The following is a 22,460-nucleotide window of genomic DNA, read 5'->3' as shown; positions in this document are numbered from 1 at the left end:
AGATCTTTTCCGGAATTAGTATAAATACACCTTGAATCGAGGCTCTCTATTGTGATAAATGTAACTAAAACATATTTGCCTGATCGTGAGAAGTATAAAAAATATGTTGATGATATCTTTGATTCAGGATGGTTGACCAACAATGGGAAGATGGTTCAAAAGCTACAAGGTGACTTGGAACAATATTTAGGGGTTAAGAATCTCCTGTTGGTATCGAATGGTACCTTAGCTTTGCAGGTTGCTTATAAGATTCTCGATCTAAAGGGCGAGATAATTACTACACCTTACTCATTTGTGGCGACCACGAGTTCTATAGTTTGGGAAGGATTGACTCCAAAATTTGTTGATATTGATGAGCAAACACTTTGTTTGAATCCTCAAAATATAGAGGACTTAATAACTGAGAATACGAGCGCAATCGTGGCGACACATGTGTATGGTAACGTGTGTGATGTTGAGAAAATACAGGAGATTGCCGACAGCAAAAATCTTAGGGTCATTTATGACGCAGCGCATGCTTTTGGAGTTAAGTATAAAGATCAGAGTGTATTGAATTACGGAGACATATCGATTTTAAGTTTCCACAGTACAAAAGTATTTCACACCATTGAGGGTGGGGCACTGATAATTCCAGATGATAATCTTTTTAATAAAGCTAAGAAAATGATTAACTTTGGAATTGAGGGGCCTGAGGTCATTTCGGAATTGGGGATAAACGCTAAAATGAATGAATTTCAAGCTGCCATGGGTCTCTGCATGCTGGATGATATTGATGAAATCATAAAGAAACGGCAGGATGTATTTAATTCTTACCTTGAGGCTTTTTATATGGAACCTAATGTTAAGGTGCTTAGTTTTCCCGAAAATTCCTCTCAGAATTATAGTTACTTCCCCGTCATATTCCAAACGGAGAGTTTGCTCAAAAGGGTGATAGAACGACTGCACCAAATTGATGTTAACCCCCGCAGATATTTCTATCCGTCCTTGGACACTTTGGATTATGTCGAAAGTGATTTTAAGGAAATTTCGAATAGTATATCCGATAGAGTATTGTGTCTACCGTTATACGATTCTCTTAGCTCTATTGATCAAAGAAGAATAATTCACACTATCAAAGAAGCTATATATTAAATGCCTGAATTACTTGAGATTATATAATTAGAGATGGGTTGAGGAAGTTATGGAGCCTACTGTTTCTTTGGTAATGATCACAAAAAATGAAGAGGCCGTACTTCGTCGGTGTCTCGATAGTGCGGCTAGGTACGTGGATGAGATCGTAATCGTTGATACGGGATCCGCTGATAAGACGAAAGATATAGCCCGGGAGTATGGTGCCCGGGTGTTTGATTTTGAGTGGATCCAGGACTTCTCAGCTGCCCGCAACTTTGCTATGTCTAAGGCAAATAGTGACTGGTGTTTGGTCTTGGATGCAGATGAGTATATTACGAACGATTGCGGAGAAGCCTTACGTGAATTCATTCGTTCAAAACCTGCTATCGGCAAGGTGAAGAGGATCGACAAATTCCGGGCAGTGGACGGCGACAATTTCGAGCAGATCTACATTTCGAGACTTTTTCCGTCGTCCTGCAGATATGCCGGAAGGATTCATGAACAGGTCGAATCGAGTCTCCCTAGAAATAAAGTTGATATCGAAATTATGCATGATGGATATTATGGACAGACAAAAAGCGACAGGAACATCCCGATTTTGCAAAGTGTCATAGCAGAAAATCCCTTGGATCCTTACTACCACTATCAAATTGCTAAAGAGTACCGGGGACTTGAGAAGCATTCCTTAAGTTATGAGCATCTACAAACGGCCTATGGCTTAATGCATCGTACGGAAGGATACGCTCCAAGCATCATCGTTAATTACTTATATGCAATGATCGCCTCGGGGGAATTGGAAAATGGTCTCGATGTTATTGAGAGAGAACGCGAGTTTCTGTGGGAATACCCCGATTTCTTTTTTACCGCAGGGTTGTATCTGCTGGAGCTTATTTCAAGTGATCCAGATCGATTCGGCGAGTTGCTTCCTTTGATTGAAAGGTACTACCAGCGAGCTCTTGAAATTGGCGATAGTGATTTAGAGGGGAGCGTGCTGGGTACCGGGAGCTTTGCGGCATACCATAACTTGGGTGTTTTTTACGAGGTAACAGGTGATAGTAGCGAAGCAGTGCAGTCCTATAAGAAAGCGGCTTCGATGAATTATCAACCTTCTATTGCACGATTGGAGCAATTAATAAATGAGTCCTGACTTTTTGTAAATGATTGTTTCACGCCCCTCCCTTCCCGGTTAATAAGGTTTAACTGTGATTAGTCTCATACAATGGTGTCTGACTATATTCCGACAAATCTTTACAAAATTCTTACAGTAAAACCTTTTCCTTGGTAATTGACACTGGATAAGTTCGGGTGGTATAGTCAGACATGTGAGGCTTGGTTACAAGGATCACACTCTTATTTGATAACGAAGGGAATGTTAGTGCATGCAAGGTAAAGTAAAATGGTTCAACGCAGAAAAAGGCTACGGTTTCATCGAAACTGAAGAAGGCGGCGACGTATTCGTACACTTCTCCGCGATCCAAACTGAAGGCTTCAAAACGCTGGAAGAAGGCCAATCCGTCGAGTTCGAAATCGTTGAAGGCGCTCGTGGTCCACAAGCCGCTAACGTAATCAAACTGTAATCATCCGGCACAGCCGACCTACATATGAACGGTACGATGGTTAACAATTGAAGATTCGCTAGCAAACACCCCGGGGGAACCCGGGGTTTTCTTATGCATTCATATCACAAACAAACGAGGTGACCCCCTTGCACAACCTTCAACCCTGGCTGCGCTGGCTGCCGGCGATCGCGATGATGGCGATCCTGTTTGGGTTCTCGTCTCAATCGTATCAGGAGCAGTCCCTAGTGCACGATATCGAAAAAAACACCTCCGATCAATCGATCGCCGACTGGTTCGGCGGGATCCGGTTTAGCTACGGCGGGCATGAAATCAGCGTGGATAGCGTGGGCGGGGCAAGCTTCATCGAGTTCTTCATCCGCAAGGCGGCGCATTTTGGCAGCTATGCCCTGCTGGCTGCTCTACTCGTTTACGCCATGGGCGGGAATGCACGGAATAACGGCGGACGGCTGTACGTCTACGCGATTCTGATCGCGTTCCTCTACGCCTGCACGGACGAGCTGCATCAGAGCTTTACTCCGGGACGGACGGCGATGGTGCAGGATGTGGTATTGGATACGATCGGGGCGGCGTGCGGCGTTGCGTTCACGATTTTGTTGAATCGCTGGCGGGGAGCCGGTAAACGCCGCCGAGCCTGACCGCACGGGACATTTGCTGAACTGCAAGCATTTTTTATTGATGCCGGGGTGCTTTACGACCCCTTAACACTTTTTACTTTGCCTTTACGCCATGGTATAATGAAGGTGCAAAGCAAAGGAGGAGTGCCCTATGAATTTTAGTATTCGAGGACAGCAGATTGAAGTGACTGAGGCCTTGCGTGACTACGTAGACAAGAAGCTCAGCCGGCTTGACAAGTACTTTGATGCACCCCCCACCTCAGACGGTACTGTCACATTAAGTGTGGTACGAGGTTTGCACGCGGTCGAGGTTACGATTCCTCTGATCGGCGTTGTGCTTCGCGCGGAGGACCGCAGCGACGACATGTACGCATCCATGGATGCTGTTGTGGACAAGCTTGAACGTCAGATCCGCAAGCACAAAACGAAAATCAACCGTAAGCTGCGTCAGAAAGGCGCCAAGAACAGCCTTTTTGTAGAAGGCGCGACTGCAGGCTCCGTGGCGTTGGATGAAAGCGATGATGAGCTGGAAGTGGTCCGTACGAAACGCTTTACCTTGAAGCCGATGGACGTCGAGGAAGCGATTTTGCAAATGAATATGGTAGGACACAACTTCTTCGTTTTCTCAAACATCGACACCAAGGAAGTCAACGTCGTCTACAAACGGAATGACGGCAAATACGGTTTGATTGAACAGGATTAACTCCCAACGGATCGTACATTGATGACGATTGGTTGAACCAGGTGGTAATTCCTGTGATCCTAACGCAAAGGAAACGAGCCTTATCCGCCCGCGGATAGGGCTCTTTATTCGTATACAAAGGCGCTTTACCGCAGTGCAGACGTGATGGGGCGTGTTGCGGCATGCCTTACAAACTGTTACAATTTAGGCAAATCATCTGTTTATGCGTGAAAGGGGTAAATCATGCTGGGAATAGTAAAAAAGATTTTTGGCGACACGAACGAACGTGATGTCAAACGTCTTATGAAGACGGTAGATTATATTAATACATTGGAGCCGCAATTTGAGGCACTTTCGGACGAGCAGTTGCAGGCGAAAACCGCCGAGTTCCGGGAACGGATCGAGAAGGGCGAAACGCTGGATGATCTGCTGCCGGAAGCTTTTGCCACGGTACGGGAAGCTTCCAAGCGTACGCTGGGTATGCGTCACTTCGACGTGCAGTTGGTCGGGGGGATGGCGCTTCATGAAGGTAGAATTGCTGAGATGAAAACCGGTGAAGGGAAAACGCTGGTCGGAACCCTGCCGGTTTATTTGAATGCGCTCCTGGGGAAAGGCGTTCATGTCGTTACCGTCAACGACTATTTGGCACAACGCGATAGCCAGCAGATGGGGCAGATTTACAACTTCCTCGGCATGACGGTTGGGGTGAACCTGAACGGTATGGAGCATGAGCAGAAGCAAGAAGCTTATGCTTGCGACATCACGTACGGGACGAACAACGAATTCGGGTTCGACTACCTTCGTGATAACATGGTGCTTTACAAAGAACAGATGGTACAGCGGCCGTTATATTTTTGTATCATTGACGAAGTGGACTCCATTCTCATCGATGAAGCGCGGACGCCGCTCATTATTTCCGGCCAAGCTCAGAAATCGACCGAGCTGTATTATGCAGCTGACCGGTTCGTAAAGACCCTGACGCCGGAAGAAGATTACACCGTAGACATTAAAGTTAAGGCCGTTTCGCTGACCGAAAAAGGGGTCGCCAAAGCGGAACGCGTCTTCGGCATTGATAACCTGTATGACCATAAACACGTTACGCTGAACCACCACGTAGTGCAGGCGCTCAAAGCGAACGTCATCATGCGCCGCGACGTGGATTACGTCGTGACGGAAGACGAAGTGCTGATCGTCGACGAATTCACCGGCCGGATCATGCAAGGCCGCCGTTACAGCGACGGTTTACACCAGGCCATTGAAGCCAAAGAAGGCATCGAGGTTCAGAACGAGAGCATGACGCTGGCCACGATCACCTTCCAGAACTACTTCCGGATGTACCGCAAGCTTGCCGGGATGACCGGTACGGCGAAGACGGAGGAAGAGGAATTCAAGAAAATCTACGGCCTCGAAGTGCTGCAGGTGCCGACCAACCGGCCGAACCAGCGCCAGGATATGGCGGACGTCGTCTATAAGAGCGTCGACGGTAAGTTCAAGGCAGTCGTAGAAGAAATCGTAGAACGTTATAAGAAAAATCAACCGGTGCTCGTCGGTACGATCTCCATCGAGAACTCCGAGCGCGTATCGGAAATGCTGAAACGCAAAGGCGTTCAGCATAAAGTGTTGAACGCAAAATATCACGCGGAAGAAGCCGAAATCATCTCCCGCGCCGGGGAACCGGGCTCCGTGACCATCGCCACCAACATGGCGGGCCGCGGTACCGACATTTTGCTTGGGGAAGGCGTGGCCGATTTAGGCGGCCTGCATATCATAGGTACCGAGCGCCATGAATCGCGCCGGATCGATAACCAGCTTCGCGGCCGTGCCGGCCGTCAGGGCGACCCGGGTTCCACGCAATTCTACCTGTCGCTGGGCGACGAACTGATGAAGCGGTTTGGTGCGGATAACGTGCTGAACATGATGGACCGCCTTGGCTTCGAGGAGGACCAACCGATCGAGAGCAAGATGATCACCCGCGCGATCGAATCCGCGCAAAAACGCGTCGAAGGCAATAACTTCGACGTACGTAAAGTCGTCCTGCAGTATGACGACGTAATGAACCAACAGCGCGAGATTATCTACAAACAGCGCCGTGAGCTGCTGGAATCGGATAACATCAAGCAGATCATTCTCGATATGATCAAGCCGGTTATCGAGCGGGTTGTTGAAGCGCATACCGCTGACGAACTGCCAGAGAACTGGGAACTGCAAGAAGTTGCCGATTACGTGAACAGCAAGCTGCTGGACGAAGGCTCCGTAACCAAAGACGATCTTTGGGGCAAAGAACCTAATGAGATGGTCGAGTATGTTTTTGAGCGTGTATTGGCTAAATACGATACCCGTGAAGAAGCCATCGGTCCGGAAATGGTTCGTGAATTCGAGAAAGTTATCGCCCTCCGCTCCGTAGACAGCAAGTGGATGGACCATATCGATGCGATGGATCAACTGCGTCAAGGGATTCATCTTCGGGCTTACGGCGGTACCGATCCGTTGCGCGAATATCAATTTGAAGGTTACGAGATGTTTAACGCGATGATCGCCAGCATCCAGGAAGAGGTTGCGACTTACATCATGAAAGCACAGGTCGAATCGAACCAGGAACGTCAAGCGGTTGTGGATGAGGACAAAATCTCCACAAGCGGCGAACCGGCTGAGAAACGTCCGGTCAAACGCGGCGACACCATCGGACGTAACGACCTCTGTCCGTGCGGCAGCGGGAAGAAGTACAAACACTGCCACGGCCAAAACGCTTAAAAGGTCATCTTTTGATCGCAAAGTAAATTGCAAGGCCTGAAGCAAGATTCAGCGGGTGGCCTGGGAATCCCCGGGTCGCCCGTTTTTGCCCGTTTGGGCTGCGAATTCGAAGAAAGAAAGGGGATCCAACGTATGATCGATCCAAACGTGAAACAGGACATGCGCGAAATCGCGAAGAAATTAACCAACCTTAGGGGGTCTCTTTGACTTAGATCTGAAGCAAGAGATGATCGCCAACTATGAGGAAAAAATGGCGGCGCCCGACTTCTGGGACGACAATGATAAAGCCCAAGGTCTCATCGCCGAGATGAATGCGGTGAAGTCCTCCGTGGACCAGTACACGGCGTTGCAGAACGAATACGACGAGCTGGAAATGATGGCCGAGCTCGCCGACGAGGAAGGCGACGAATCGTTGGCTGCGGAGATCGGCAGCTCCGTCACCTCGCTTGTGAAGAAGCTGGAGGAGTTTGAACTCCAACTGCTGCTCAACCAGCCCTACGACAAAATGAACGCGATTCTCGAGCTGCATCCCGGCGCCGGCGGCACCGAGTCCCAAGATTGGGGCCAAATGCTGCTGCGGATGTACACCCGCTGGGCGGAGAAACGCGGCTTCAAAGTCGAAACGCTGGACTACCTGCCGGGCGACGAAGCCGGGATCAAGAGCGTTACGCTGTTGATCAAGGGCTACAACGCCTACGGCTACTTGAAGGCGGAGAAAGGCGTGCACCGCCTGGTGCGGATCTCGCCGTTCGACGCTTCCGGACGCCGGCATACGTCCTTCGTCTCCTGCGACGTTGTGCCGGAGATTAGCGATGACGTAGAAATCGACATTCGCACGGAAGATTTGAAGATCGACACGTACCGCGCTAGCGGCGCGGGCGGTCAGCACATCAACACGACCGACTCGGCGGTGCGGATTACGCACATTCCGACGGGGATCGTCGTGACGTGCCAGAACGAACGCTCGCAGATCAAGAACCGCGAACGGGCGATGACGATGCTCCGCTCCAAGCTGTACGAACGCAAGATCGAGGAGCAGCAACGCGAGCTGGACGAGATCCGCGGCGAGCAATCGGATATCGCCTGGGGCAGCCAGATCCGCTCGTACGTTTTCCACCCGTACAGCATGGTTAAGGATCACCGGACTTCCGTGGAGACGGGTAACGTCGGCGCGGTGATGGACGGGGATCTGGACGCTTTTATCGACGGTTATCTGCGTAGCCAGATTAAGACGGAGAGCTAATCGGCGGGAGCACCCAACGCATCCCACATGTAAGGAGGGGCAGGAATGCCGCCGAAAGTTCGTAAACGCCGATTACAAGAATATATTCCGGTCACCGGGCCGGTTCGCCACACGCTGGACACGGTGATGATTATCGTAGGTTCGTTAATTACGGCCTTGGCATTCAATCTGTTTCTGGTGCCCAGCAATATTGCCTCGGGCGGGGTATCGGGGATCTCGATCATCGTTCAATCGCTTTTAAACATCGAGCCGGCCTACACCCAGTGGGCTTTGAACATTCCGCTGTTTATCGCAGGTTACCTGCTGCTCGGGCGCGATTATTCCATCCGTTCCTTGCTCGGCACCGTGGTGTTGCCTTTCTTCGTCTTTTTGACGCGAGATATGCCCGTTCCAACGACGGACCCGCTGCTAGCTTCCTTATATGGAGGCATCGGCGTAGGGCTTGGTTTGGGGATCGTGTTCCGGGGCCGGGGATCCACCGGCGGGTTGTCCACCCTGGCGCAAATTATCCAAAAATACAGCGGCCTCAGCCTCTCCGTCTGCGTCGTGATGATGGACGGAATCGTGATCGCGTTGGCAGGATTTCTGCTATCCCCGGAAAAAGCGCTGTACGCCCTGATTGGCCTGTATATCACAGGCAAAATCATCGACGCCATTGAGATGGGCTTCAATTATACGAAGGTCGCTTACATCATTGCGGAGCGGACGGAGGAGATTTCGCAGGCGGTGTTGACCCACCTGGACCGAGGACTCACCAAGCTGGACGGTCGCGGCGGTTACACCGGGGATGCGCGGACCGTGTTGATGGTCGTCGTCGGGCAAAGCGAAGTGACGCGGCTGAAGACGCTGGTGCAGACGCTGGATCCGACCGCTTTTGTGATCATTACAAATGCTCATGAGGTGTTAGGCGAAGGGTTCAAGAGAGTGCAGGGCGAGTAACATCGCCTCACCAAGGGGAGTCTCTTTATCGCTTCTTTGCACCATTATCCCTTTTGATAAGGGGAACTGGACGGACTGCACGGAGTTTAAACAAGCCGGGTTTGTCGGTCGACCCAGAGATCTGATCGAACGGGATAATCATGCAAGGTCCCCGCACAGTAAGTCCTATACCTCTCGAACAATGGAAAAAACCGTCCGAAGAAGCTCGGACGGTTTTTTTTATAGCAAGTCGTCGTAGATCGAGGACTCGTTTTTTTGCGGATACTTTACGCCTCGTTCCCAGACCAACTCAAACGACTCGAACTGGTGGCCGGGCGGAATTGCAGGGCCCAACGGGCCAAACACCCGCTCCACGCTCCAGATTTGCGATTCATGGGCGGCCAGTGCTTGGCGTTTGGCTTCCCAGCGATTACCGGCTTCCACGCGCAATACGCTGGAATGATCCGAAGAATACGATCCCAATTGGTTATAGTACAGCTTCTGTACGGAAGGCGCTTGGCCGCCAAACACGACCTCATTCACGGCATGATGGATCACGATATGATCCGGATGTCCGGATAGGCCATCCTCTGGAAACGTGACCACCACCTCGACCTGATGCCGTTGCAAAAAGTCGGCGATCTTCGCTTGCAGCATAGCCGGGTCTGCCTCCTTCAGCTTACCGTCGGGCAGCCCTAACTGCTCAACGACAGAGATGCCCAGGATCGCTGCAGCTTTGTCCAATTCCTTGTCTCTTCGGGCAGCCAGCTGTTCGCGTGTCATTTCTCCTAAATGCCCGGTTTTACCGGCGTCTCCCCTAGTCGCCGTCAGCAGGACGGCGGTGCCCCCCTCATCGGCGATTTGCCGGATTAGATAAGAACAGCCAAATGTCTCATCATCGGGATGAGCGTATACGAATGCGATGGTTTTACCGGTCGTCATGTTGCATCTCCTCCTTCATCTGCGGTCTATAAGGACTCCCTCTTACTATACTTGATTCGGGCCCTGCAATAAAAGCCGGCGATGGGAAGCCTGACATGGGAGGGAATTTTTTTGCGAGAGTTGTTGTATTTATATAAGTTCAGCCGTATAATAATACATATTTACTTCGGAATAATGCATATTGTTGATTTCATAGGCTTATCCATCGGGAGAGAAAGCGAGGTAAACGTCGTGAATGGGGAAAAAGTAAAAGTAGCCATCGTCGGTTCCACGGGGTATGGGGGCGTGGAGCTGATTCGTTTTTTATGGGGACATCCGCATGCCGAGATCGTGTCGGTCATATCCGTCTCCAGCGCCGGAGAGCCATTGACGGACGGATTCCCGCATTTATCGGAGATTATCGTTCAACCGTTGGACGGCTTGAATCCGGAGGAGCTTGCGGCGAAGGTCGATGTAGTGTTTACCGCAACGCCGTCCGGGGTCAGCGCTAAGCTGGTGCCCCAACTGCTTGAGGCGGGGCTGAAGGTGATTGACTTGTCCGGCGATTTTCGGCTCAAAGACGGCCGTGAATACGAGGCTTGGTATAAACACGAAGCCCCAGCGGATGAATGGCTTACCCAGGCCGTGTACGGCCTAGCCGAAATTTATGGTGACGAGGTGAAGGGCAAGGAGCTGGTCTCCAACCCGGGCTGCTATCCAACCGCAACGCTTCTCGGCTTGATCCCGGCGCTGAGCGCAGGCTGGATTGATTCGTCGAGTATCATCATCGATGCCAAGTCTGGCGTGTCCGGTGCGGGCCGGGGCATGAATTTGACAAACCACTACGCGGAAATCAATGAAAATATGAAAGTGTATAAAGTGAACAAACATCAGCATATCCCCGAGATCGAGCAAACTTTAGGCCATATCGCCGGTGAGCCGGTGACGGTGACGTTCACGACGCATTTGGTGCCGATGACGCGGGGGATTATGTGCACCATGTACGCCCAGCTCAAGGGTGCTTATACGGAGGAAGATTTGGTTCAGCTTTATCGTCAGTATTACGAAGGGCGTCCGTTCGTCCGAATCCGAGACAAAGGTAAATGGCCGGCGACCAAAGAAGTGTTCGGCTCCAACTATTGCGACATTGGCTTTGCGGCGGATGAGCGCACGGGACGGCTGACGATCGTGTCCGTGATCGACAATCTGGTCAAGGGGGCTGCGGGTCAGGCGATTCAGAACCTGAACCTGATGATGGGCTGGGAGGAAACGACCGGTTTGAAGCTGACGCCAGTTTATCCATAGGTTTATTCAACTTATACAGGCTTTTGAAAGGAGTTCGTCATGGGAGTGGTTAGTTTATTTCGTACAGCGCCGGAGGGGAGTATCACGTCGCCCAAAGGGTTCCAGGCTGGCGGGCTGCATTGCGGCCTGAAAAAGACGACGCGCAACGATCTCGGCGCGATCCTCTGCGAGGTGCCGGCGGTGGCCGCGGCCGTTTATACGACGAACGTATTCCAGGCCGCGCCTTTGAAAGTGACGCGTGAGAGCGTCGCGTCGGGGGGGCGGCGGCTGCGGGCCGTCGTCGTGAACAGCGGCAACGCCAACGCGTGCACGGGCGCGCAGGGCGAAGCCGACGCGTACGCGATGCGCGCCGCGGCGGCGGAAGCGTTTGGGCTCGGCGAGGACGAAGTCGCCGTAGCCTCCACCGGCGTCATCGGCGAGCTGTTGCCGATGGATCGGGTTCACGCCGGCATCGTGGGTTTGCCGGCGGCTTTGGCGGCGAACGGCGAGGGGGCCGAGCAGTTCTGCCAAGCGATTCTGACCACGGACCTCGTGAAGAAAGAGGTATGCGTGAAGCTTGACGTGGACGGCCGCGAGGTGACGATCGCCGGGGCCGCTAAAGGTTCGGGGATGATTCACCCGAACATGGCTACGATGTTGGCGTTCGTCACGACCGACGCCGCCATTGAGCCGCAGGCGCTGCAAAGTTTGCTCGGGCAGACGACCGACGTGACGTTTAACATGATCACGGTCGACGGCGATACGAGTACGAACGACATGCTGCTGGCGATGGCCAGCGGGCTGGCCGGCAACCGGGAGCTGTCGACCGGGCATGCCGATTGGGATGCGTTCGCTGCCGCGTTCCGCCACGTCTGCGAGACGCTGGCGAAAGCGATCGCCCGCGACGGCGAAGGCGCAACGCGCCTCGTGGAAGTGACGGTCCGCGGCGCTGTGACCGACAACTCCGCTCGCACAATCGCCAAGACGATCGTCGGCTCAAGCCTTGTGAAGTCGGCGGTGTTTGGCGCCGACGCCAACTGGGGTCGCATCATCGCTGCGGTCGGCCGCGCTGGCGAGCCGGTCAACCCGGAGACGGTGGACATCAAGCTGGGCGACATCGTCGTCCTGGAAGGCTCACGCCCAATTCGTTTCGATGAGGAAGAGGCGCTTGCCTATCTGAAAGGCGACAGCGTGGCCATCTCCGTCGATCTGCATAACGGCACAGGCGAAGCGACCGCCTGGGGCTGTGACCTGACTTATGACTATGTCCGCATCAATGCGGCTTATCGAACCTAACGACTTCATCAGATAAATCATTAACCAGATGAGATAAACTCCGACTCCGGAAAGGAGACAACCAAGCAATGTTTGTGATGAAATGTGGCGGCAGCACGCTCGCGGAGCTGCCGAATTCTTTTTTTGCCGACCTTGTGCAACTGCAGAAGGACGGAGTAAAGCCGGTCATCGTGCACGGCGGCGGACCCGCAATTTCGGAGAACCTGGGCAAGCTGGGAATCGAGAGCAAGTTCGTCGGCGGACTGCGTTATACGACCGAGGAAGTGCTGGATGTCGTGGAAATGGTGTTGGCAGGCAGTATCAACAAAACGATCGTCCGCCGCATCAACCAAAACGGCGGAAAAGCGCTGGGCTTGTCCGGCGTGGACGGTGGTTTGCTGCAGGCAAGACCCGTCGCGAACCACAAAGAGGTTGGGCTCGTCGGCGACGTGACGGACGTCAATGCCGAATTGATTGGCGGCGTGCTTGACCTCGGCTATATCCCTGTCATTGCCCCCGTCGGCATCGATGCCAACGGCGCGCAGCGCTATAACATCAACGCGGATACAGCCGCGGGTGCTGTCGCTTCCGCACTTGGCGTTTCACGAATGATCGTTGTAACGGACGTGCCGGGGATTTTGAAAATGACAGGTACCGAAAGAAAGGTACTTGATTCGATTACCGTACAGCAAATCGAAGATATGATCTCCACCGGAGAAATTTACGGCGGTATGATCCCGAAGGTGCGGGCTGCGGTGGCCTGCATCAGCGGCAGTGTGAAGGAAGCCGTCATTGTAGGCGGCAGCGAACCTGGCGTACTCGGCAAAGTGCTGTCCGGCGAACGCATCGGGACCCGAATTGTACGCATGGCGTAGCGAATTGGTGGGCACAGGGTTATATTAATAATTAATCATGAAGAAGATGGGAGTGGAAGATACGATGGCGCAAAGCGATCTGAAAGATGCCGCAACGGTTTCGGCAGCCGCCGCGGAAGGGAGCAACCCCAGCGCGTTGTTTCCAAGTTATGCTCGGTACCCGATTCATTTGGTCAAAGGAAAAGGCAGCTGGCTGTGGGACGACAAGGGGAACCGCTACCTCGATTTCATGAGCGGCCTTGCGGTCGCCAACCTGGGGCATGCCCCGGAGAAGGTAGCGGCTAAGGTCAAGGCGCAGCTGGATGAGCTATGGCATGTGAGCAACCTTTTCCACATCCCGCAGCAGGAAGCTGCAGCGCGGAAGCTGACGGAGATCAGCTGTGCGGACGTCGTCTTCTTCTGCAACAGCGGTGCCGAAGCGAACGAAGCGGCGATCAAGCTGGCGCGGCGCTACCATCAGAAGGTCAAAGGGACGAACCGCTACGAGATCATTACATTCGAGCAGTCCTTCCATGGCCGGACGCTGGCCACGCTGACCGCCACCGGCCAGCAAAAGGTGAAGGACGGCTACCTGCCGCTCCCTGAAGGGTTTAAGACCGTGCCTCTGCATGACATCCCGGCATTGAAAGCGGCGATCGGCCCGCAAACGGCGGCGGTCATGTTGGAGATGGTGCAGGCCGAAGGAGGCGTGTATCCGGTCGAGCCGGCGTTCGTGCAGGAGCTGGCCGAGCTGTGCAAGGCACAAGGCCTGCTACTGATCATTGACGAGGTGCAAACCGGCATGGGACGTACGGGCGCTTGGTTTGCGCATCAGCATTACGGCATCGAGCCGGATATTTTCACCTCGGCCAAAGGGATTGCCAGCGGCTTGCCGGCCGGGGCGATGCTGGCCAAGGAATATTTGCGCGAGGCGTTTCCTCCGGGCAGCCACGCTTCAACGTTTGGCGGGAACCCCGTCGTAACGTCGGCGATCATCGCGACACTGGAGACGATGCAGGAGGAGCGCATTCCGGAGCATGCCGCGGAGATGGGCGACTACTTGGTGGGTCTCCTGAAGGAGACGTTTAAGGGGGAGTCGTTTGTCAAAGAGGTGCGCGGTAAAGGCTTGCTAATCGGCATCGAATGCGCCGGCCCCGTTGGCGACATTGTCCTGCTCGGGCAAAAACACGGGCTGCTGTTCGTCACCGCCGGCCCGGATGTGATCCGCCTGCTGCCAAACCTCAAGGTGTCGAAGGAAGAGATTGACCAGGCCGTAGCGATCTTGGCCGAGGTTATCGCTGCTTATTTAGCCAAGGAGGGAAACTGAACCCATGACATTGCTGGAACCATCGAAACGCAGCAGCATGAATCTCAGCGGCCGCGATTTTATAGAACTAACGGATTACACAACCGAAGAGATCCATTATCTGATTGATTTGGCTATCGAGCTGAAGCGCAAGCAGAAGAATGGCGAAGAGTATCAACCGTTGAAAGGGAAAACCGTCGGTTTGATTTTTGAAAAATCGTCGACGCGGACGCGGGTGTCTTTTGAAGTGGGGACGTATCAGCTGGGGGGACACGCTCTTTTTCTCAGCAAAAACGATATCCAGCTCGGACGCGGCGAAACGATCGCCGATACGGCGGGTGTCATGTCGCGTTACCTGGACGGGATCATGATCCGAACCTTCGGTCATGATAAGGTGGTTGATCTGGCCCGTTATGCGACTGTACCGGTTATCAACGGCTTAAGCGATTTGGCGCACCCGTGCCAGGTGCTGGCTGACTATCAGACGCTATACGAATATAAAGGCACGCTGCAAGGACTCAAGCTCGCCTACATCGGCGACGGCAACAACATGGCACACTCGCTGATGATCGGCGGAGCGAAGCTTGGCGTACATGTATCGGTTGCCAGCCCGGAAGGGTATGAACCGGACCCGCAAATCGTGGCGGACGCGCAAGAAATCGCCAAAGCGACGGGGGCGGTTATAGAAGTGGTTCGCGATCCGAAGGCAGCGGTTCAAGACGCGGACGCCATTTACACGGATGTTTGGGCGAGCATGGGCTTCGAGGAGGAACAGAAGGCACGCGAAGTTGCCTTCCGGGATTACCAGGTCGACGAACAGCTGGCGCGGCATGCGAAACCGGATTATGTCTTTATGCACTGCCTGCCGGCCCACCGGGGCGAGGAAGTGAGCGAAGGTGTGATCGACGGCGAGCATTCGATTATTTTTGACCAAGCGGAGAACCGGCTGCACGCGCAAAAAGCGCTGATGGCCGCATTGATGGGATAATTATTCGGGGAGGACTAGGAATCATGGCAAAGGAAAAAATCGTACTGGCGTACTCCGGAGGCTTGGATACGTCGGTAATCCTAAAGTGGTTAAAAGAGACTTATGATGCGGAAATCATCGCGTTTACGGCGGATATCGGCCAGAAGGAGGAACTCGATGGACTTGAGGCGAAGGCGCTAGCGACCGGGGCTTCCAAAGTCTATATCGACGACCTTCGCGACGAATTTGCCAAGGACTTCATCTATCCGATGTTCCAGTCGGGCGCTTTGTATGAAGGTCAATATTTGCTGGGCACCAGTATCGCCCGCCCGCTGATCGCGAAGCGGATGGTGGAGATCGCCCGCGCGGAAGGCGCAACGGCCATCGCTCATGGCGCGACCGGCAAAGGCAACGACCAGGTGCGCTTCGAGCTGGCTGCGGCTGCTTTGGCGCCGGAGATCCGCGTCATCGCCCCTTGGCGGCTGAGCGAGTTCCGCGACCGGTTCCCGGGACGGGCGGAAATGATCGCTTATGCCGAAGCGAACGGCATCCCGGTTACGGCCTCAGCGGCGAAGCCGTATTCGATGGACCGTAACCTGCTGCATATCAGCTATGAAAGTGGCGTGCTGGAGGATCCATGGTTCGACGCGTCCGCGCCGGAGAACAAAGACATGTTCCTGCTTAGCGCATCGCCGGAGGATGCGCCGGATCAGCCAGAATATCTGGAGTTGGAGTTCGAGCAAGGCAACTGCGTTGCGCTGAACGGTGATCGGTTGAATCCACTCGCGGTGATGGAGAAGCTGAACGAGCTGGGCGGCAAGCACGGCATCGGCCGCGTCGACATGGTCGAGAACCGCTTCGTCGGCATGAAGAGTCGCGGGGTCTATGAGACGCCGGGCGGGACGATCCTGTTCACGGCCCATCGCAAAATGGAGTCGCTGACGATGGACCGCGAGGTCATGAACCTGCGCGACAGCCTGATCACCCGCTACAGCACGCTCGTCTACAACGGCTTCTGGTTTGCGCCGGAACGTCTGGCGCTGCAGGCGCTGGTGACGGAGAGCCAGAAGAACGTGACAGGTACGGTGCGCGTGAAGCTGTACAAAGGCAACATCATCGCCGCTGGCGTGAAGAGCCCGGTCAGCTTGTACAACCCGGACATCGCCACGATGGAGGCTGATCCGACGCAGGCGTACGACCAAGGCGACGCCACGGGCTTCATCCATCTGAACGCGCTCCGGCTGAAAGTCGGCACGGGTGTGGCGCAGAATAGCGGCAAGTAAGCGAAAGCAAGTTTCGAATTTCGAGCTTCGAGTTTCTTAAATCTATTCGAAAAATCGAATACAATTCGCCGGTACCCGGTGTTTGGACCTTCATGTGCATGAAATTTCGTATATAATGGTGCATTATGCGAGGCTTAGGCGGGAATCTGTATGATTTTTCGAATAGAATCTATAATTTCGGACGTTTGCGAGGAAATGTACTCGAAAAATCGAATATATTTCTTCGGGTTGACGGATAACAAGCAAGTTTCGAGTTAAGGAGTGGGTCAGGTGAGCAAGCTGTGGGGTGGTCGCTTTACGAAGCAGACCAACCGTTTAGTTGAGGAATATACCGCCTCCATCGGGTTTGATAAAGCGCTGGCGGAGGAGGATGTGCAGGGGAGTCTCGCGCATGTCACCATGCTAGGCAAATGCGGGATTTTGCCGGAAGAGGACGTCGAGAAGATTAAGGAAGGCCTGCATCAGGTTCTGCTCAAAATCCGCCGCGGCGAGCTGGAATATTCCGTGTCGGACGAAGACATCCATATGAACATCGAGAAGCAGTTGATCGACGAGGTCGGTTCGGTCGGCGGGAAGCTGCACACCGGACGCAGCCGCAATGACCAGGTGGCTACGGATATGCACCTCTACCTGCGTAAGCGGGTGGTGGAGTTCGTGGGCCTACTGCAAGAGCTGCAGGAGGCGCTGCTAGGACAAGCCAAAGCCAATCTCGATACGATTGTGCCGGGGTACACCCATCTGCAGCGGGCGCAACCGATCCTGTTCGCCCATCATCTGCTGGCGTATGTGTCCATGTTCCAGCGCGACATCGAACGCTTGCAGGACAGCTACAAGCGGATCAATGTACTGCCGCTGGGCGCGGGAGCGTTAGCGGGAACGACGTTCCCGATCGATCGCCATTTCGTGGCCGAGCAGCTGCATTTTGATGGCGTGTATGAGAACAGTCTCGATGCGGTTAGCGACCGCGACTTTATCGTTGAGTTCCTTGCCGACGCTTCCATTCTGATGATGCATCTCTCGCGCCTCAGCGAGGAGCTGGTCCTATGGAGCAGCACGGAGTTTCGCTTCATCGAGCTGGACGATGCCTTTTGCACCGGTAGCAGCATTATGCCGCAGAAGAAAAACCCGGATGTGCCGGAGCTGGTTCGCGGCAAAACGGGGCGTGTGTACGGTAACCTGATGGGGTTGTTGACCGTGCTGAAGTCACTGCCGCTGGCGTACAACAAGGACATGCAAGAAGACAAGGAAGGCATGTTCGATACGGTCGCTACCCTGCAGGGAGCGTTGCAGCTCTTTGCGCCGATGATCGCCACGATGAAGGTGAACAAGGAGCGGATGCGCGAGGCGGTGAATCAGGACTTCTCCAACGCGACCGACATCGCCGACTTCCTGGCGAACAAGGGTCTGCCTTTCCGCCAGGCGCACGAGGTCATCGGCAAAACCGTGCTGTATTGCATCCAGAACGGCAAATATTTGCTGGACCTGACGCTGGAGGAATTCAAGCGGTTTTCGCCGCTGTTCGACGACAGCATCTATGCGGTGCTGCAGCCGGAGAGCGTCGTGAATGCCCGTAACGTTTACGGCGGGACGGCGACTCCTCAAGTCACGGCGGCGATCGAACGTGCAGAAAGTAAGTTGGAAGCAGGTCGTGCGTGGACTCAAGAATACGCGGAAAAAAGTAAATAAGCGAAGGACCTCACGGTGAGGTCTTGTGCCCTATCAGAAACAGCCACGCCCTCGGGCGAACGGCTGTTTTTTTGTGTTCAGCCGACGGTGTTTGGTCCAGTTGGAAGACTGTGTTCATAGTTTGAAATTTATCAGGAAACCACAAGAAATTTCACGAAATATGACGAAAATTTCTGAAAATAACTAAAGATATGGTCGCAATTTGTCGAAATAAAGGTTAGATTGATCACTGCCAACGCGGAAAATCTATTGTATGAACGCTGAATAAATCAGAATTGGTTGACATCCCGGTACAGTCTTTTTGCAGTTGATCGACCCCTGGCATACAGCAAGAGCCGACAGGATGTCCATTAAAATAAAAGGAGATAACAAAGCATGAAGCAACTGTTTACAAGGATTCGGAAATTGGTGGAAGTCAGGACGCTACGTAACCGGCTGTTGATTATATTTGCTGTACTGCTGGTCGTACCCAACCTGGTGATCTCTTACACGAGCTATAATCGGGCCAGTAAGCAATTGCATGAGAAAATGGACGCCAGCACGCAATCGAATGTGAACCTGCTCAACGATTCGATCACGCAGATCGTGGAGGCAGAGGTTCGAAATGTAGAGCAATTGGTCCAGCAAATTGAATCGGCCCAGGTGGATTCCCATTCCCCCGAGCTGCGGGCATTAATCGATTTGTTCGTAGAGAAACACCCGGAACTCGAAATTATGGTTGTCGGGAATCAGAACGGAGCCTGGATGAAAGCCCCTGATCCCGGCAAGCAGGATTATGACCCTCGGGAGCGGGATTGGTACAAAGCCTCGTTGGAAAGACCAGAGGAGACGGTCATTATCGATCCGTTCATATCCGCAACGACCGGAAATTACAACCTGTATATCAGCCGTGCGCTGAAGGACCATCAAGGAGCGATCACGGTCGCCCTAGACCTTGCGAATTTGAACCAGGATGTTAGTGCCATTCGCTTGGGAGAACACGGATTTGTCTATATCGTGGACCGCACGAACAAGTTTGTCACGCACCCAACTAGCGCGGTCGGCGAAGAGGCCGTCGGTGATCACCTTTCTCAAATTCATGCGGCAGAATCGGGCTACATGAATTATATCGACCCGGTATCCGGGACGGAGGAAAGCGCGTTTTTTACGACAAATAAGTTGACGGGTTTCAAAATCGTAGGAGTTCTGGATGTGCAGGAATTCAGTGACGCGTCGTTGCCGATTATGTGGACCTCCCTGATTGTTCTGGCTGTCTCCTTAGTGGTTGCCGGTGTTCTGTTGTTCATCGTCATCCTTAACATCACGCGTCCAATCGAGCAGTTGAACCGTTCGGCTAAACGAGTTAGTGAAGGTTACTTGAACGAGGATGTAAGCACAAAGCGGAAGGATGAAATCGGACAATTGGCCGCGAACTACAACGGGATGCTGGCCTCCTTGCGGCAAATGGTGCAGGAGATGTCCGAAACCGCAAGCCAACTCGCTGCCTCCAGCGAAGAACTAACCGCGGGAACGGAACAGAATGCCAAGGCGGTGGAATATGTCGCCGAGCTGGTTCAGAACGCTTCCGATCAGGCGGAGAAACAAGCCTCCACTTCGGCGGAAAGTGCCGGTACGATGGATGAAATGTCTCAGGGTATCCGGAAAATCGCTGAAGCGTCCGGCATGATCGTCGAGTCTTCGATTCAGACAGTAGGGGATGTTCGGGAGGGGAGCGAGAGGGTAAATCTCGTCGGCTTGCAGATGGAAGAAATCCGCAGATCGACGTTGGAATCGGCGGAGCTGATGCAGCAAATGAATGAGCTCAGCGGGCAGGTTGCCGGGATGAGCAGCGCGATCACGGAGATCGCCAATCAAACCAACCTGCTGGCGCTTAATGCGGCGATTGAAGCTGCGCGTGCCGGTGAAGAGGGACGCGGCTTCGCGGTTGTTGCGGGTGAGGTGCGTAAACTGGCGGAACAGTCAGGATCGACGGCGGAAATGATTCGACAGCACATAGCACGGATGACTGAATTGACCGGCAAGGCTTATGAAATGATGGATCGCAAAGTGAGTGCCAATGTTGAGCGGGGGATGTCGGTGACCGAGGAAGCGCAAACGGCATTCCAGGCGATCGAACGTTCCACGCAGCGCATCTCGGAGCAGATTCACGAGGTGTCTGCCATAACGCAGCAAATGTCGGCTAGTGCCGATGAAATTGCGCACTCTGTCGAACAGATCGCCGCAACCTCGGCCAGCAGCATGGAGAGCTTCCAAGGCGTAACAGCTGCGACCGAAGAACAACTGGCTTCCATGGAGGAAATCTCCTCCGCTTCGGATGGCTTGGCACGGATGGCAGCGGATATGCATGCCCAGATCGACCGGTTTAAGTTATAACTTATAGAGGCATTTCTAGCCCCCTGAGCCATTAACATTGGCGAAGGGGGCTATTTCTTTAGCTCAATTTCCACCTTGGGCCGGGGATGTAAATCCGCCTCGAGACGGATGGAGGTCGCAGGGAAGTCGATTAAGATGAATAGCAGCAACGCTCTTGCTCGGTATCCGCTCATGTCCGCTTTACAACGTAACAATGTTATGTTACGTTGTTGGAGCGAGAAAGGAGCATGACAATGAGTGAGGAATTGATCTCCAAGAAGGAATTGCTTGATCTGACGGGCATTTCGTACGGGCAGTTGTATCGCTGGAAGCGCAAGAACCTGATCCCGGAGCAGTGGTTTATCCGCAAGTCGTCTTTTACGGGACAGGAGACGTTTTTTCCAAGGGAGAAAATCCTGCAGCGTATCGACCGAATTCTGGGCATGAAGGACGATTTATCGCTGGATGCATTGGCGGACGTCTTTTCACCGAGTCCGGGGGATATTCGTCTGAGCGCAGGTGACTTGCTCGACCGAAACATTGTTACGTCAACATCTTTGAATTTATATATCGAGACCATAGGGTCGGCCGAGAGGAAGTCGCTGTTTACCTTTGACCGAATTTTGACCGTTTACGTGCTCGACAAGCTGCTGCAAAGCGGAGATATTTCGCTGGAGGAAGGGCGTTTACTGGTTCAGACACTGGAAGAATATTTACCTGGCTTGGCCGGTCAGGAATGCGGCGTTCGTCTCACTCGTAAAATGGGGGTGGCTGCTTTTATCCTAGTGCCGGGGGATGCCGAGCTTTATATGGACCGCAGCGTTAGGATGGTGGCCCGTCTTTCACTGGCGCGCTGCACGGAGGAATTGAAACTATTGGTGAGCGGGAGTGAAGGGTAATGGCGGAACGAAGCGTCAAGGATTTGAAAATCAACGGGGTGGGTCAGGCGTACGGCGGCGCGTATCGAAAAATACAGGCTGAAGGGATTGCTACGTTGAACGGAGATGTCACCTGCGAGTCTTTGGGGGCTAACGGGACGCTGAAGATCAAAGGGACGATCGACGCGGGCGAGTTTCGGCTGAACGGTACCGGCTCATCGGAAGAGTCACTGCGAGGCGGAAGGTTCGAGCTGGACGGGATGTTTAAAGTCGGCCGGGACGTACGGTTCTCTCGGTTATATGTCCGGGGGATCCTCAAGGTCGGAGGTTCCGTTACCGGGGAGACGGCCAAAGTGGATGGCGCCTTAAGGCTGGAAAGCAGCGCCGAGTTCGAGGAAGCCGAGGTTTACGGTCAGCTTCAGGTTGGCGGCATGCTGAATGCCGGACGCTTGACGATCGACCTGGAAGGCCCTAGCCACGCCAAAGAGATCGGTGGGGAGTCCATCGTCGTGCGGCAGCGCAAGGGCAAACGGCTGCTAGACTATCTGTCCCCGCTGCGAGCCTCCCGGTTAACGGCAGGCGTGATCGAGGGGGACGACATTCAACTGGAAGGCACCAAGGCGGATGTGGTCCGTGGCAATTCGGTCGTGATCGGACCGGGCTGCGAGATTGGCCTTGTGGAATATAAGGAACGTTATGAGGTTTCGCCGCAGGCCTCGGTGGGACGCGCAGAACAGAAATAAATCGATGATGAAA

The 22,460-nt window shown here is 53.6% G+C and carries 19 protein-coding genes; 18 read left to right on the top strand and 1 reads right to left on the bottom strand.

What is annotated here, in order from left to right; all coding sequences use genetic code 11:
* The first annotated feature begins 51 nt into the window (after positions 1 to 51).
* The 8 genes from MKZ15_RS21100 to MKZ15_RS21065 all read left to right on the top strand — a co-directional run bounded on the left by MKZ15_RS21100 (position 52) and on the right by MKZ15_RS21065 (position 8,919).
* A complete protein-coding gene (locus MKZ15_RS21100) occupies positions 52 to 1,131 on the top strand; it encodes a DegT/DnrJ/EryC1/StrS family aminotransferase (protein ID WP_339817904.1) in 1,080 nt (359 codons plus the stop codon).
* A 49-nt stretch (positions 1,132 to 1,180) separates the two neighbouring features.
* Positions 1,181 to 2,257: a glycosyltransferase gene (locus MKZ15_RS21095; RefSeq protein WP_339817901.1), complete on the top strand. Its 1,077-nt coding sequence runs from the start codon at positions 1,181 to 1,183 to the stop codon at positions 2,255 to 2,257.
* Positions 2,258 to 2,489: 232 nt separating this feature from the next.
* Complete coding sequence (locus tag MKZ15_RS21090; protein WP_114497214.1) at positions 2,490 to 2,687, top strand: cold shock domain-containing protein; 198 nt, start codon at positions 2,490 to 2,492, stop codon at positions 2,685 to 2,687.
* A 128-nt stretch (positions 2,688 to 2,815) separates the two neighbouring features.
* Positions 2,816 to 3,325: a VanZ family protein gene (locus MKZ15_RS21085; protein ID WP_339817898.1), complete on the top strand. Its 510-nt coding sequence runs from the start codon at positions 2,816 to 2,818 to the stop codon at positions 3,323 to 3,325.
* 130 nt (positions 3,326 to 3,455) lie between these two features.
* Positions 3,456 to 4,007, top strand: a complete 552-nt coding sequence (gene raiA / locus MKZ15_RS21080) for a ribosome-associated translation inhibitor RaiA (protein WP_155608215.1) — start codon at positions 3,456 to 3,458, stop codon at positions 4,005 to 4,007.
* Positions 4,008 to 4,229: 222 nt separating this feature from the next.
* Complete coding sequence (gene secA, locus MKZ15_RS21075) at positions 4,230 to 6,737, top strand: preprotein translocase subunit SecA (protein WP_155608214.1); 2,508 nt, start codon at positions 4,230 to 4,232, stop codon at positions 6,735 to 6,737.
* Positions 6,738 to 6,869: 132 nt separating this feature from the next.
* Positions 6,870 to 7,980 (top strand): peptide chain release factor 2 gene (prfB, locus tag MKZ15_RS21070; protein ID WP_155608213.1). Its coding sequence is split into 2 segments (ribosomal slippage): positions 6,870 to 6,941 and positions 6,943 to 7,980, totalling 1,110 coding nucleotides; the frame shifts between segments, so codons are not numbered across the junction.
* Between the two features lie 45 nt (positions 7,981 to 8,025).
* On the top strand, positions 8,026 to 8,919 hold the full coding sequence (locus MKZ15_RS21065) for a YitT family protein (RefSeq protein ID WP_339817895.1): 894 nt from the start codon (positions 8,026 to 8,028) through the stop codon (positions 8,917 to 8,919).
* Positions 8,920 to 9,138: 219 nt separating this feature from the next.
* Here MKZ15_RS21065 and MKZ15_RS21060 read toward each other — a convergent pair whose 3' ends face one another.
* Positions 9,139 to 9,840: a PIG-L family deacetylase gene (locus MKZ15_RS21060; protein ID WP_339817894.1), complete on the bottom strand. Its 702-nt coding sequence runs from the start codon at positions 9,838 to 9,840 to the stop codon at positions 9,139 to 9,141.
* Positions 9,841 to 10,071: 231 nt separating this feature from the next.
* On the opposite strand from MKZ15_RS21060, the gene argC reads away from it, so the two are divergent.
* The 10 genes from argC to MKZ15_RS21010 all read left to right on the top strand — a co-directional run bounded on the left by argC (position 10,072) and on the right by MKZ15_RS21010 (position 22,447).
* Entirely contained in the window at positions 10,072 to 11,124 is a 1,053-nt protein-coding gene (gene argC, locus MKZ15_RS21055; protein ID WP_339817892.1) for an N-acetyl-gamma-glutamyl-phosphate reductase, read from the top strand.
* Positions 11,125 to 11,163: 39 nt separating this feature from the next.
* A complete protein-coding gene (gene argJ / locus MKZ15_RS21050; protein ID WP_339817888.1) occupies positions 11,164 to 12,399 on the top strand; it encodes a bifunctional glutamate N-acetyltransferase/amino-acid acetyltransferase ArgJ in 1,236 nt (411 codons plus the stop codon).
* Positions 12,400 to 12,467: 68 nt separating this feature from the next.
* Entirely contained in the window at positions 12,468 to 13,253 is a 786-nt protein-coding gene (argB, locus tag MKZ15_RS21045) for an acetylglutamate kinase (protein ID WP_155608209.1), read from the top strand.
* A 64-nt stretch (positions 13,254 to 13,317) separates the two neighbouring features.
* Positions 13,318 to 14,559 (top strand): acetylornithine transaminase, encoded by a 1,242-nt coding sequence (locus MKZ15_RS21040; RefSeq protein ID WP_339817885.1) that lies wholly within the window; start codon positions 13,318 to 13,320, stop codon positions 14,557 to 14,559.
* Positions 14,560 to 14,563: 4 nt separating this feature from the next.
* Positions 14,564 to 15,526, top strand: a complete 963-nt coding sequence (gene argF / locus MKZ15_RS21035) for an ornithine carbamoyltransferase (protein ID WP_155608207.1) — start codon at positions 14,564 to 14,566, stop codon at positions 15,524 to 15,526.
* Positions 15,527 to 15,549: 23 nt separating this feature from the next.
* The gene (locus MKZ15_RS21030) at positions 15,550 to 16,788 is read left to right on the top strand and encodes an argininosuccinate synthase (RefSeq protein ID WP_155608206.1); all 1,239 of its coding nucleotides are present in this window, start codon (positions 15,550 to 15,552) and stop codon (positions 16,786 to 16,788) included.
* A 270-nt stretch (positions 16,789 to 17,058) separates the two neighbouring features.
* A complete protein-coding gene (gene argH / locus MKZ15_RS21025) occupies positions 17,059 to 18,474 on the top strand; it encodes an argininosuccinate lyase (protein ID WP_339817881.1) in 1,416 nt (471 codons plus the stop codon).
* Between the two features lie 375 nt (positions 18,475 to 18,849).
* Positions 18,850 to 20,847, top strand: coding sequence for a methyl-accepting chemotaxis protein (locus MKZ15_RS21020; RefSeq protein ID WP_339817878.1), 1,998 nt, complete (start codon positions 18,850 to 18,852; stop codon positions 20,845 to 20,847).
* A 233-nt stretch (positions 20,848 to 21,080) separates the two neighbouring features.
* Positions 21,081 to 21,725: a YhbD family protein gene (locus MKZ15_RS21015; RefSeq protein WP_339817875.1), complete on the top strand. Its 645-nt coding sequence runs from the start codon at positions 21,081 to 21,083 to the stop codon at positions 21,723 to 21,725.
* The gene (locus MKZ15_RS21010; protein ID WP_339817873.1) at positions 21,725 to 22,447 is read left to right on the top strand and encodes a hypothetical protein; all 723 of its coding nucleotides are present in this window, start codon (positions 21,725 to 21,727) and stop codon (positions 22,445 to 22,447) included. The genes MKZ15_RS21015 and MKZ15_RS21010 overlap by 1 nt, the downstream gene beginning before the upstream one ends.
* Positions 22,448 to 22,460: the final 13 nt, after the last annotated feature.

It is taken from the genome of Paenibacillus sp. FSL R7-0216 (assembly GCF_037969915.1).
Classification (GTDB): Bacteria; Bacillota; Bacilli; order Paenibacillales; family Paenibacillaceae; genus Fontibacillus; species Fontibacillus rhizolycopersici.
The sequence above is the reverse complement of the archived record's forward strand: the minus strand, read 5'-3'. Positions and strand labels throughout refer to the sequence as shown.